The 13,015-nt window shown below is 63.1% G+C and carries 10 protein-coding genes; 3 read left to right on the plus strand and 7 right to left on the minus strand.

Translation table 11 applies throughout. The features are described from left to right. Positions 1 to 286: 286 nt before the first annotated feature. Positions 287 to 1,102, plus strand: coding sequence for a hypothetical protein (locus tag FFS13_RS04410; RefSeq protein ID WP_137817889.1), 816 nt, complete (start codon positions 287 to 289; stop codon positions 1,100 to 1,102). A gap of 88 nt (positions 1,103 to 1,190) precedes the next feature. On the opposite strand, the gene FFS13_RS04415 is transcribed toward FFS13_RS04410, so the two are convergent. Further along, complete coding sequence (locus tag FFS13_RS04415) at positions 1,191 to 1,628, minus strand: hypothetical protein (protein WP_137817890.1); 438 nt, start codon at positions 1,626 to 1,628, stop codon at positions 1,191 to 1,193. An 87-nt stretch (positions 1,629 to 1,715) separates the two neighbouring features. On the opposite strand from FFS13_RS04415, the gene FFS13_RS04420 reads away from it, so the two are divergent. After that, positions 1,716 to 2,156: a universal stress protein gene (locus FFS13_RS04420; protein ID WP_137817891.1), complete on the plus strand. Its 441-nt coding sequence runs from the start codon at positions 1,716 to 1,718 to the stop codon at positions 2,154 to 2,156. Positions 2,157 to 2,189: 33 nt separating this feature from the next. Here FFS13_RS04420 and FFS13_RS04425 read toward each other — a convergent pair whose 3' ends face one another. Together FFS13_RS04425 and FFS13_RS04430 are read right to left on the minus strand one after the other, a co-directional pair. Next, positions 2,190 to 2,876 (minus strand): hypothetical protein, encoded by a 687-nt coding sequence (locus FFS13_RS04425; protein WP_137817892.1) that lies wholly within the window; start codon positions 2,874 to 2,876, stop codon positions 2,190 to 2,192. 20 nt (positions 2,877 to 2,896) lie between these two features. Continuing rightward, the gene (locus FFS13_RS04430) at positions 2,897 to 4,804 is read right to left on the minus strand and encodes an ATP-binding cassette domain-containing protein (RefSeq protein ID WP_137817893.1); all 1,908 of its coding nucleotides are present in this window, start codon (positions 4,802 to 4,804) and stop codon (positions 2,897 to 2,899) included. A gap of 311 nt (positions 4,805 to 5,115) precedes the next feature. Between FFS13_RS04430 and FFS13_RS04435 the strand changes: the two genes are divergently transcribed. Beyond that, a complete protein-coding gene (locus FFS13_RS04435) occupies positions 5,116 to 7,044 on the plus strand; it encodes a transglycosylase SLT domain-containing protein (protein WP_137817894.1) in 1,929 nt (642 codons plus the stop codon). Positions 7,045 to 7,106: 62 nt separating this feature from the next. Here the strand turns inward: FFS13_RS04435 and FFS13_RS04440 are convergent, their stop codons facing one another. The 4 genes from FFS13_RS04440 to FFS13_RS04455 form a co-directional block, all read right to left on the minus strand. Further along, positions 7,107 to 7,910 carry an MOSC domain-containing protein gene (locus FFS13_RS04440; protein WP_137817895.1) on the minus strand — a complete coding sequence of 268 codons (804 nt, stop codon included), beginning with the start codon at positions 7,908 to 7,910 and terminating at the stop codon, positions 7,107 to 7,109. Between the two features lie 211 nt (positions 7,911 to 8,121). Continuing rightward, positions 8,122 to 9,681 (minus strand): FGGY-family carbohydrate kinase, encoded by a 1,560-nt coding sequence (locus FFS13_RS04445; RefSeq protein ID WP_137817896.1) that lies wholly within the window; start codon positions 9,679 to 9,681, stop codon positions 8,122 to 8,124. A 13-nt stretch (positions 9,682 to 9,694) separates the two neighbouring features. Continuing rightward, entirely contained in the window at positions 9,695 to 11,278 is a 1,584-nt protein-coding gene (locus FFS13_RS04450) for a glycerol-3-phosphate dehydrogenase/oxidase (protein ID WP_137817897.1), read from the minus strand. Further along, the gene (locus tag FFS13_RS04455) at positions 11,275 to 12,870 is read right to left on the minus strand and encodes an FAD-binding oxidoreductase (protein ID WP_137817898.1); all 1,596 of its coding nucleotides are present in this window, start codon (positions 12,868 to 12,870) and stop codon (positions 11,275 to 11,277) included. The genes FFS13_RS04450 and FFS13_RS04455 overlap by 4 nt, the downstream gene beginning before the upstream one ends. Positions 12,871 to 13,015 lie beyond the last annotated feature (145 nt).

Here is a 13,015-nt window from a genome sequence, read left to right on the forward strand (position 1 = left end):
TTTGATTCGGGTGCGCACACCATCGAGGAAAAGCGCTCGCTTGTCAATTGTGGCGCTGCGCTCTGCCGCCCCCTGATCTGGCTCTGATCTCTAGACTCAAAAGCGCCGCTGCAGGCGTCATAAACAGCGCCAATAACGCCTTATTCAGCAGCGAACAGGGGTGATCCAGCGCACACCTAGCCAAATCGGCAAGCTCCGGGTACAGTCGTTTCAATATGGCCAATTAGACCGGCCGTGACAAAACAACAACAAATGAAAGCCCTCAACGGGCACCACGGAGTAACCCATGTCGAGCCGTTTGCTTGCCATTTCGCTTAGCGCCTTGCTCGCTGCCGCCCTTCCCACCTTCACTGCCAATGCCGCCGCCCCGACCGACAACCTGCTGAAGCTGCATCAATTGCGCCTGGCTGCACAAAAAAGCCTGGGCGACTTTTATATGTACAACGGCATGGAGGGTGATCAGCGCTATGCGCGAATGATTGAAGAGTCGCTGCAAGACGCCAGCAGCCGCCTCAATGAGATCACAGAGATGCCGGGCGAGGCCTCCAAAGCCCTGCGCGCCCAGCTCGGCCAGCAATGGAGCGATTATGCCGGCGAGCTCAAAAACCTCACCAGTGCCTTGAAAGACCAGGGATTCACCGACCTGCAGCCGATCGCCGACCTGGCCACGCGCAACCAACAACTGATCGCCTTGAGTAGCGAGTTGTACAGCAAGATTCAGCAGGAAAGCGGCCTCAATGTCCCGCCGCTGACCCAACAAAGTCGCGAGCAGAGCCTGCTGATGCAAACCATTGCGGTGGACTACGCTTCACGTAGCGCCTCAGTCGGCGGAACCTTCTTCGGCGGTGGCGGCGAAAGCCAATCCATCGACCAGCTGGTCGACGAGTTCGCCGGCAAACTGACCAGCATGGAGAGCGCAGCGCAGAACACTCCGCAGATCCGCCAGTCGTTGGGCGGGATCAACACCAAGTGGCGCTATATCGAAAAATCGCTGAAGAATTACAACGAGAACTCAGTACCCTTCGTGGTCAGCAAGTACTCAGACAGCATCATCGACGGCCTGGAAGGGGTTTCCGCACAGTACGCGGCAGCCAAACTCTAAAACGCTCGCTGCCCGCCTGAACTGCTCTTTTCCGGCCTGCCTGGCCATATACCTAGCCCGGTGTGACTACCGGGCTTTTCTTTGCCCCTCAGGCCAGCGCCGTCAGCAACGCGGCAATCCGCTGCAAGGTCTCCGGCTCTCCGCGCTCCCCCCAGCACAGGGCGATCATCTGCTTACCCGCCTCGACCTTGAACACATCCGCCGGCAGGCTCGCCAAGTGTTCAGCCAACGCCGCATCGGCACAGGGCTCGCGCCACTGATTGACCCATTGCCCAGGCGCCATCTGCCAATAGCACCAACTGTCCGTATGCCCGGCACGCCGCGCGCGGTGGTACTGCGGACAGGGGCTGGGCGGCTCCTGCGGCAACCAATGCGGCCACTCCTGGCGCGACAACTGCATCGCCAAGCCCATACGACGGGCAGCCATGCGCATGGCCATCTGCCCTTGCTGACGCCGCGAAGGCCGCAACCAGGCCAGCGGGCTGAGCACTACCGCAATGAGCGCTACCACGATCCACAAGGTCATAGGTTCTATCCCCTAGGCAAAAGTCCGCCGTCAGCGGCTAATGGCAGCCATACTTATGTTCATACGCCAATCTCAGGAGGAGTCACCATGTCCTACCAGCACATTCTGGTCGCCCTTGATCTGTCCGAAGAATGCGACCCGGTGATGCAGCGCGCCTACGCGCTGGCCACCAGCAGCCAAGCCAAGCTGTCCCTGGTGCATATCGTCGAGCCCATGGCCATGGCCTTTGGCGGCGATGTGCCGATGGACCTGTCGACGCTCCAGCAGCAGCAATTCGAGCAGGCCCGTGAACGCCTGGATGGTTTTGCCAGGAAATACTCGAAGCTGGGTACCGACCGCCGCCATCTGGTCTACGGCCAACCACGCCAGGAGATTCACCGCCTCGCCGCGGAGCAGGAGTGCGACCTGATCGTGGTCGGCAGTCACGGCCGCCACGGCCTGGCGCTGCTGCTCGGCTCCACCGCCAATGATGTACTGCACGGCGCGCCCTGCGACGTCCTGGCGGTGCGCCTGAAAAAACCGGAATAAGCAGAATCGAGAGTAGGCCCACTCGCGGTGGGCCTACTCCAGCGTTTCCCCGGCGCTCATCACCAACGGGCGGATTTTCTGCAGTTGCGTCTCCAACGAATAGGTCATGCTCGAGGACATGGAGAAGAAGGAGAGGAACGCCTTGAGGTTCGAGTCGCCCTCACAGGTGTCGTGAATGCGCTGCCAAAAAGCCTGATTGACCAGCTGCAACTGCTGGAACACGCGCACCAAACCCTTCAAATCCCAGTCCGCCTGCCGCCCCTCGCGGAAGTTGAAGTACTGCTGGGCCAGGTACAACGACACGGCCCGCAGGATAAATTCCTGGTTATTGGCGAATGGCAGATGGTTCTGCGCCATCGGCTTGAGCCGGCCCAACACCGGGCAGGCGCTGGTGGCCATGATCACCCCGAGCAGCGCGCGCAGCCCTTCTTCCAGCCCGGCCTGCTTGGTGTATTCGCGCTCGGGAGTACGCACCCAGAACTGCGCCTTTTTGAAGGCTGGCAGACCACGGAAATCTTCGATCACCCGATGCAGATCCACCGCCGCCGGGCAATGACTGAAATCCTTGCGCTTGAGCGGGCAGTTGCTGCACTGCTGATGCTCCAGACGCGTCCAACTCGGCGCCGCGGGCGCCCGCTCAGAGTCATAATCACGATCCAACTCGATCCGATAGCTGAACTCGTGACTATCGTCGAGGGTGATGCGGTACTCGATGGCCATTTATGTCTCCGACAGGCTAATTAGGCTTCCAGCTCGGCCCAGCGCTCCAGCAACTTATCCAACTCCTGCTGCAAGCTTTCCAGGCGCGCCAGGGCGGCATTCGCCTCGTCCTGCGGGCGCTGATAGAAGGTTGGAGCGGCGATCTCGGCATTCAGGGCGGCGATCTTCACCTCCTGGGCATCGATCAGCGCCGGCAGAGCTTCCAGCTCGCGCTGCAGTTTGTAGCTGAGCTTCTTCTTCGCGGCCGGCGCAGCCTCCAGCGGCACTTCGGCGACCACCGCCGCAGCCACCGCTTCGGCTTTGCCGGCCTTATTCTCGCCGACGCCAAGCAGACGCGGCGAGCCGCCCTGACGCAGCCAGTCCTGGTAGCCACCGACGTATTCGCGCACGCGCCCTTCGCCCTCGAAGACCAGGGTGCTGGTGACGACGTTGTCGAGGAAAGCCCGGTCGTGACTGACCATCAGCACGGTGCCCTGGAAGGTCAACAGCACTTCCTCAAGCAACTCGAGGGTTTCCACGTCGAGGTCGTTGGTCGGCTCATCCAGCACCAGCAGGTTGGCCGGCTTGCTGAACAACTTGGCCAGCAGCAGCCGCGCCCGCTCACCGCCAGACAAGGCCTTGACTGGGGTGCGCGCGCGCTGCGGGCTGAACAGAAAGTCGCCGAGATAGCTCAGGACATGCCGGCTCTGGCCGTCGATATCGATGAAATCGCGGCCTTCGGCAACGTTGTCGATCACGGTTTTTTCCAGATCCAGCTGATGGCGCAACTGATCGAAATAGGCGACATCCAGGCGGGTGCCCACCTCGATGCTGCCGCTGGTCGGCTGCAAGTTCTCGAGCATCAATTTGAGCAAGGTGGTTTTGCCGGTACCGTTGGCGCCGAGCAGGCCGATGCGATCCTGGCGCTGCAAGACCATCGAGAAATCCTTGATCAGCATCGGACCGCCCGGGTGGGCGAAGCTGACGTTCTCGAGCACCATCACTTGCTTGCCGGACTTTTCGGCGGTGTCCAACTGAATGTTGGCCTTACCGGTGCGCTCGCGACGCTGGCTACGCTCGACGCGCAGCTCCTTGAGCGCCCGCACACGGCCTTCGTTACGCGTGCGGCGCGCCTTGATGCCTTGGCGAATCCACACCTCCTCCTGCGCCAGACGCTTGTCGAACAGCGCATTGGCGGTCTCTTCGGCGGCCAGCTGTTGTTCCTTGTGCACCAGGAAGCTGGCGTAATCGCCGTTCCAGTCGATCAAGCCGCCGCGATCCAGTTCGAGGATGCGCGTGGCCAGGTTCTGCAGGAAGGAACGGTCGTGGGTAATGAACAGAACCGCGCCCTGGAAGCCCAGCAGAGCCTCTTCCAGCCAGGCGATCGCGCCGATATCCAGGTGGTTGGTCGGTTCGTCGAGCAGCAGCAGATCCGGTTCGGAAACCAGTGCCTGAGCCAGCAAGACCCGGCGACGCCAGCCACCGGAGAGCTCGGCCAGGGTTTTGTCCGCCGGCAGTTGCAGGCGACTCAGGGTGCTGTCGACCAGTTGCTGCAAGCGCCAGCCATCACGCGATTCCAGGTCATGCTGCACATGCATGAGCTTTTCGAGATCGGCATCGGTATGGATGTTCTGGCTGAGGTGATGGTATTGCGCAAGCAAGGCGCCGACACCGTCCAGGCCTTCGGCCACCACGTCGAATACCGTGCGTTCATCGGCGAGCGGCAGTTCCTGCGGCAATTCGCCGATTTTCAATCCCGGCGCGCGCCAGACCGCGCCGTCGTCAGGCATTTGATCGCCCTTGACCAGGCGCAGCAGGCTGGATTTGCCCGTGCCGTTGCGGCCAATGATGCAGACCCGCTCGCCACGGGCAATTTGCCAGGACACCTTGTCCAATAGCGGCATGGCGCCGTAGGCCAGGGAAACATCGGTGAACTTGAGCAGGGTCATGGGCGCCTCTAAGAATTACTGCGCGGGATCGGACGGTGTGATTATCGGACTCAAACTGCTTGTTTAGCCTGAGTAAACTGCGCTGTGACACCGTGCCTGAGCGTCGCTCGAAACATGTTTAGAGACGCCCACAGGCATCTGCAAAACTGGGCGCGCATTCTACCGACTTGGACCAGGGCCCTGCTGGCCTTTTTTAATCAGGCCAGCCGAATGGCGCGGCGCTTCCGCCAACACCGGGCAAAAGGCTAAGCTAGGCGCCTTTGGCGTCGCTCTAACCCTCGCCTTTTTAGAATTCTCTGTTCGGAAGTGTCATGCGCGGTCGTCTGCTTAGCCTGTTTTCCTGCCTAGTTCTCTCGGCTGCCACCCTCAATGCAGCCGCTGCGGCCAGCCTCGCCCAGCAGCGTCAATATTATGATGAGGCTAAGCGCGCCCTGGCCAAGGGTGATGCTGACCCCTACCGGATGTATGCCAAAGCCCTCAGCGATTACCCGCTAGAACCCTATTTGGCCTATGACGAACTGACCGCTCGGCTGAAAACCGCCAGCAACGCGGAAATCGAGAAATTCCTCGCCGAGCATGGCGACTTGCCGCAAGCCAGTTGGATGAAGCTGCGTTGGCTGCGCTGGCTGGCCGAGCGCGGCGACTGGCAACCCTTTATCAATCACTATGACCCGAAGCTGAACTTCACCGAGCTGGACTGCCTCTATGGCCAGTACCAACTGGGCCATGGCATGACTGCCGAAGGCTATGCCAGCGCGGAAAAACTCTGGCTGGTAGGCAAATCACAACCGCAGGCCTGCGAGCCGCTGTTCGAGCGCTGGGCCGCAGCCGGCCAGTTGACCGAGAACAAGCGCTGGAAACGCGCGAAGCTGGCCGCCGAGGCCCGTAACTATGGCTTGGCCAGTCATCTGGTGAAGACCCTGCCGACCCTCGCCAGCCAAGGCCAGCTGCTGATTGACGTGGCGCAGAAGCCCCTGCTGCTGAAGCAGACCGCACGCTTCGTCCCCGCCAGTCAAAGCATGGCCGACGTGGTCGGCCTGGGCCTGCGGCGCCTGGCCCGGCAAGACCCGGAGAAGGCCATCGAGCTGCTGGATGTCTACGCCAAGCGCCTGCCCTTCTCGGTCGAAGAAAAAGTCGCCATCGCCCGCGAGATCGGCCTGACCCTGGCCAAACGCTTCGATAATCGCGCCTTGCCGATCATGACCCAGTACGACCCGGAGTTGCGCGACAACACGGTGTCCGAATGGCGGATGCGCCTGCTGCTGCGCCTCGGCCGTTGGGATGAAGCCTACCAGTTGACCCGCCGCCTACCGCCGGAACTGGCCAACAGCAACCGTTGGCGCTATTGGCAGGCGCGCAGCCTGCAACTGGCCCAGCCCAACAGCCAGGAGCCGATCGGTCTCTACCAACCGGTTTCCCGCGAGCGCGACTTTTACGGTTTCATGGCCGCCGACCAGATCAAGGCGCCCTACCAGCTGAATAACAAGCCGCTGCTGCTGGACCCGAGAGTCATCCAGAAAGTCCGCAACACCGCCGGTATTCGCCGTGCCCTGGAGTTCCACGCGCGCGGGCAAATCGTCGACGGCCGGCGTGAGTGGTACCACGTCAGCCGCCTGTTCAGCCGCGATGAACTGGTCGCGCAGGCACGCCTGGCTTACGACATGGAATGGTACTTCCCGGCCATCCGCACCATCAGCCTGGCGCAGTACTGGGATGACCTGGATGTACGTTTCCCGATGGCCCACCGCGCCACCCTGGTGCGCGAAGCCAAGGTGCGCGGCCTGCATTCCAGCTGGGTATTCGCCATTACCCGCCAGGAAAGCGCCTTTATGACCGACGCCCGCTCCGGCGTCGGGGCCAGCGGGCTGATGCAGCTGATGCCGGCAACCGCCAAGGAAACCGCACGTAAATTCGGTATCCCCCTCGCCTCGCCGCAGCAGGTGCTCAACCCGGACAAGAACATCCAGCTCGGCGCCGCCTACCTGAGTCAGGTGCATGGCCAGTTCAACGGCAACCGGGTGCTCGCCTCCGCGGCCTATAACGCCGGCCCGAGTCGCGTACGGCAATGGCTCAAGGGCTCCAATCACCTGGCCTATGACGTTTGGGTGGAGACCATCCCGTTCGACGAAACCCGCCAATATGTGCAGAACGTGCTGTCCTATTCGGTGATCTACGGGCAGAAGCTCAACGCCCCGCAGCCGCTGGTGGACTGGCACGAACGCTTTTTCGACGATCAGTAGGGTGGGCTTCAGCCCACATTCTGGCTCACTGGTGGGCTAAAGGAGCAGACCCTGCCGGGGCGTTATTCCAGCACTTCGACTGCCATCCCGACCCTCAGCTCACCCGGGCCTTGGTTGATCAGGTTCTGGCCGAAATACACCTCACCCTCACGCTCGCGGTAGGTCTTGAGGGTGGTCAGCGGCTCGCGGTCGGCGCTACGCTCGCCTGTCAGCGGGTCCAGGGTCGGCATGATGCAACGGGAGCAGCCCTTGGCCACGCGAAACTCCACGCTGCCAATGCGGATGCGCTTCCAGCTGTCCTCGGCGTAGGGCTCGCTCCCTTCGACCACCAGATTCGGCCGGAAGCGCAGCATCTCCAACGGCCGCCCAACCCGCGCGCAGAGGTCATCCAGCGAGGCCTGGCCAATCAGCAGCAGCGGAAAACCGTCGGCAAACCCCACCTTCTCATTCACATTCTGACTGCCCTCGACCCAACGCCCACGCTCGGCGGGGACCTGCACCAGGCGACAGGGTTTGCCGATAAAGCGGCTCAGCCAGTCGGCCGCCTCATCGCCGGCATCCGGGACCTGCAGGCTGTCACTCCAGATAAACGCACCGCGCAACGGGGCATCCGCACCCGGCAAGGGCACCTCCAGGGAGGGGAAGCCCGCCGCGCTCAGCGTCAGGCCACCGGCTGCATTCCAACGCGCCGACAGCTGAGTCATGTGCGGCAGCGCACGCTGAGTGAGGAAACGGCCGTTCGCCGCATCCACCAGCATCCAACGGCGGTCGCCCTGCATCCCCAGGGCATCCAACTGCGCCTGCGGCAGGTTTTCGCCAATGGCCGATTTGAGGGGGAAACGGTAGAGCGTGGAGAGTCGCAGCATGGGCCGGCGTCCTGTTCAGCAGATCAACGAGTCCCCCTTATACGGAATTGCCCGGTAGGCACTCAAGCCCGCCCTGTCATCCAGCCGGCTCAGTTGTCGAGCAGCAGGCGCTGGCGAATCCGATCACCCCGCTGATCCGCTGGGGTAAACCGCGGTCAAGGCCTAAGCCGCTGCCTCCCCCAACCCCTCTCCCGCCGGGCAAGAGGCAGCATCACGCCGGATAACCGGTGATCTCGCGAATGCTCTGGTACAGCGGCTTGAGCTGCTTGTACATGCGCTGATAGACCTCGGTATAGAGGCGCTCATAGATCTGTTGTGCCTGGGGATTGGGTTGGAACACCTGACCGACGCGGGTCATAGCCGCAATCGCCGTGGGGAAATCAGGATGCAGGCCGAGCCCCACCGCACAGTCGATCGCCGCGCCCAGGCCGGAAGTCTCGTAGATATGCGGCCGCTCGGCGGGCAGGCCGAAGATATCCGCCGTCAGCTGCATCGCCGCATCGCTCTGCGAACCGCCGCCGGAAACCCGCAGCCGCGTGATCTTGCTGCCCGAGCGCTTTTCGATCTGCTCCTTGCCCTGGCGCAGGGCGTAAGCCAGACCTTCGAGAATCGCTCGATAGAGGTGCGCGCGGGTATGCACATCGCCGAAGCCAATGATCGAACCCTTGGCCTCCAGCCCCGGCTCACGGATGCCCGGCGACCAATACGGCTGCAACAGCAGCCCCATGGAGCCGGCCGGCACGCTGTTGACCAATTCGTCGAACAACGCCTCCGGCTCGACGCCCAGCTTTTGCGCGCGCTGCATCTCGCGCAGACCGAACTCTTTCTTGAACCAGCTGACCATCCAGAAGCCGCGATAGATCATCACTTCGGTGTTGTAGTGATCGGGAATCGCCGCCGGATAGGGCGGAATCAGCGGGATGGTTTCCAGGTACTGGCTGCGCGTGGTGTTGATCGTCGCCGTGGTGCCGTAGGACAGGCAGGCCGTGCTCGGCTCCACCCCGCCGGCGCCCAATACTTCACAGGCTTTGTCCGCCCCCGCGGCAATTAGCGGCAAGCCCTCGGGAATTCCGGTGTGTAGGCTGGCTTGGGCACTGATCAGGCCCAACTGCTCACCGGGCTTGACCAGTTCCGGCAACTGCTCGCGGCGCACCGGCATGGCTTGCCACTTCCAGTCACTCGGCGCGGCCCACTTCAGGCGTTTGTAATCAAACGGCAGGTAAGCCACGCAGCAGGCCACCGAGTCGACGAAGCGGCCGGTCAACCTATGGGTGAGAAACCCCGAGAGCAGCAGCAACTTATGGGTCTGCGCCCAGATTTCCGGCTGTTGCTGGGCGACCCAGTTGACCTCGGCCTGGGCGCGGAAGTAATCCACAGTCGCATCGATGCCGATCAGTTTGAACAGCCAGCCCCAGGGGCCCTTGATCTTGCCTTCGACCTCGGCCCGGCGCTGATCCAGCCAGAGGATCGCCGGACGCAGCGGCTGCCCCCGCTCATCGACATTGATCAGCGTGCCGCGCTGGGTGGTCAGCGCCACGCCCTTGATCAGGCTCTTGTCGATCGGCACCTGCTCCCACAACTGCCTGCAGGCTTCGCCGAGGCTCTGCCAGTAATACTCCGGGTCCTGCTCGGCCCAGCCGGGTTGCGTGGAGTAATAGGCCTCCAGCTCGACTTTGCCCTTGCCGAGCAGGTTGCCCTGCAGGTCGAACAGCAGAGCGCGGACGCTCTGGGTGCCGTTGTCGATGGCCAGCAGGTAGCTTTGTTCGCTCACGTAGACAGCCTTCTTATTCTTGTGCCGGCAGGCTGTAGCAACGCTGCCACAGCTGTAGATACTTCAGTTCTTCCTCGGCCCAGCGCGCGTCATCCCAGCCCAGGCGCGCCTGGCACAGCTGACGCACACGCGGCAGTTCGCTTGCGCCACCGGCAGCCAGCAACAGGCCTAGACGGGTACGGCGCAGCAGCAGGTCATCCAGGTGCAGCACCAACTCGTGTTCCGCGGCAAAGGCCAGCTCGGCCCAGAGCGTATCGGTGGCGCCGACCTGGTCGCTGCCCAGCTCTTCGAGCAAACCCGCCAGCTTCGGCAACTCGCGGCCATAACGTCCGGCCAAGCGTCGTTGCTGTCCGGGTGAGAGCTGCGGCAGCGGCACGGGCACCCTCTGGCGGAACACCTCGCTGCCCTGATCTTCCAGGGTTTTCCCGAGCATCGGCGCGCAGGCCTGCAACACCTCCAAGGCCAACAGGCGAAAGGTGGTCAGCTTGCCGCCGGCCAGGGTTACGCAACCGGGTTCGAGCCACAGCGCATGCTCGCGTTTTTCATCCGAAGGGTTCTTGCCCGGCACCCCGCTGCCGATCACCGGACGCACGCCGGCCCAGGTCGAGAGCACATCGCCGCGGCCGATCTGCGCCGCAGGGAACTGCTGGGCACAGGCCGCCAGCAGGTAGTCGACTTCGACAGCACTGATGCGCGCCTCGAGGTTGAGGTCGTCGCCATGATCGAGATCGGTGGTGCCGATCACGGTTGCGCCCTCCCAGGGGAAGACGAACACCGGCCGACCATCTTCGGCGTGCATAAAGCTGAACGCATGGGCCAGCGGCAGACGCCAGGCGGGCAGCAACAGATGGCTGCCACGCAGCGGGCGGATCTGCTCGTTACCGGTTTTCAGGCGCAATTGATCGGCCCAGGCACCAGTAGCCTGAGCCACCACTCGCGCCTTGAAGCTGAGGCGCTGGCCAGTTTCCACATCTTCGGCCACAAGCCCGGTCACGCGGCCATCGGCCCGGCACAATTCGAGCACTTTCAGGCCATTCAGCGCCTCGCCACCTTCGGCCCGCGCCTCGCCGAGCACGCGCATGACCAAGCGCGCATCGTCGGTCACCGCATCGAAGAAGCGCGTGCCGCCGAGCAATTTGTCCTCTTTCAGACCGGGCGCCAGGTAGCGCAACTGTGGCAGCGGGTAATAGCGATGGTTGCGCTTACCCGCCAGTGCGTCATACAGAGACAGCAGGCCGCCAAACACTTTCGGCCCTGGAAACTGCCCCTGGTAGTGCGGCATCACGAAGCTCAGCGGGTCGACCAGGCCCGGCGCCTCGCTCAGCAGACGCTGGCGCTCGTGCACCGAATCACGGGTCAGCTTGAGCTGCCCCTTGGCGATATAACGCAGCCCGCCATGAACCATCTTCGACGAGCGGCTGGAGGTGCCCCAGGCAAAGTCGCGCTGCTCGATCAGCAGGCATGTCCAACCGCGCCGGGCGGCTTCGCGCAGAATCCCGGCGCCACTGATGCCGCCACCGACCACGAGCAGATCCCACTCGCGGGCGGCCAGCTCGGGTAACGCCTGCTCACGCCAGGCGGCGTTCCAGGTGCTCATTCGTGGATCAGCACGCCGGGATTGAGGCGCACCTCGGGGTCGAAATGCCTGGCCAACGCCCGCAGCGCCGCCATCCCCAACTCGCCCTTCTCGACCGGCAGATACGGCGCATGATCGCGCCCGACGCCGTGCTGATGGCTGATGGTGCCGCGGTTATGGACTATGGTTTCGCTGGCCTGGTGCTTGAGCTTTTTCCAGCGCTCCAGGGTCCCGGCGTAGCTGTCTGCCGGGCGGAACACATAGGTGGTATAGAGGCTCGAACCCTCGCCGTAAACATGCGAAAGATGGGTGAACACATGCACCTGCTCGCCCTCGGCCGCCAGGCCCTCGCGCAGGCTGGCCTCGATCTTGTTCAGCAGGCTGTCGACGTTCGACCAGTCGGTGGCGGTTTCCAGGGTATCGACTGCATAACCGGCCTGCCACAGGCCCTCGCGCAGATACGGAAAGCGGAACCGGCCCTCGGCCCACTTCTTCCCCAACAAGGTGCCGGTAAACACGCCGCCAAAGCCTTTCAGCAGTTTCTTCGCCTGCTTCAGCGACAGCGCATTCTGCCCACGGTTACCGGTGACCCCGAAGGTCAGCATGCACTTGCCGGAGCGTGCGCCACGCAAGGCCAGGTATTTCTCCAGCAGGGCGATCTGCTCGGGGTGGCCGGCCAGCGCCAGCTGGGTTTCGGTTTCGAGGGCATTCGACAGGCGCAGCATCGACAGCGGCACCCGCGCCTGGCCCAGGGTGCGGATCGCTTGCAGCGCCTGCTGCCAGGAGGGCAAAAACACCGCATAGAATTTTTCCTGCTCGGCCAGCTTGCTCACCCGCACCTTCACTTCGGAAATGATCCCGAAGCGCCCTTCCGAACCCAGCACCACTTCGCGCAGATCGGGGCCGGCGGCCGAGGCCGGAAAGGTCGGGATCTGCAGCGGGCCGGCGAAGGTTTCCAGGGTGCCACCGGCGAACAGCTGCTCGATCCGCCCATAACGCAGCGACTGCTGGCCACTGGAACGACTGGCTACCCAACCACCCAAGGTAGAGAGTTCCCAGGACTGCGGAAAATGCCCGAGGGTGTAACCCCGGGCGCGCAACTGGCTTTCCACCTGCGGGCCGTTCGCACCGGGACCGAAGGTGGCGATCAGGCTTTGCTCATCCAGCTCCAACAGCCGGCTCATGCGTTCCAGTGACAGCGTCAACACCGGCCTGCTGCCGAGCTGCGGGTTGATATGCCCGGCCACCGAAGTGCCACCGCCATAAGGGATGACCAGCACATCCTGCTCAACCGCCCAGGCCAGCAACTGACGAATCTGCGTGGCGGTTTCCGGGTAGGCCACGCCATCCGGGAACACTTCGAAATTGCCTTCACGCATCGCCAGCCAATCCGCCAGGCTCTGGCCACGGGCGTGGCGCACGCGGTCTTCGGCGGCGGTAACTATCAGCGCATGGGCAGCCAGCCGCGAGGCCGGCACCTGGGCGATCACGCTGGGCAAACTGGCATCCGCCAACACCTGGCCAGCACCGATACGCGCGGCGAGGAAGGCCCCACCCTGGGCCGGCAGCTCGACTACCGTCGCCTCATCACCCCAACCGTTCCAGCGCCGCATGCACTTCTCCTCGTTATATATTCAGGCTGTCGATAGCCAGTTTCGAACACTGTTCTTGGTTGCCTATACTAGCCGGCCGCTGTCCGCCGTCACTGTCGGATCAAGACAGCCCCAGTTGCCAATCAAGACAGCCGTCAATCAAGAC

The organism is Pseudomonas sp. 2FG (genome assembly GCF_005502935.1).
Taxonomy (GTDB): Bacteria; Pseudomonadota; Gammaproteobacteria; order Pseudomonadales; family Pseudomonadaceae; genus Aquipseudomonas.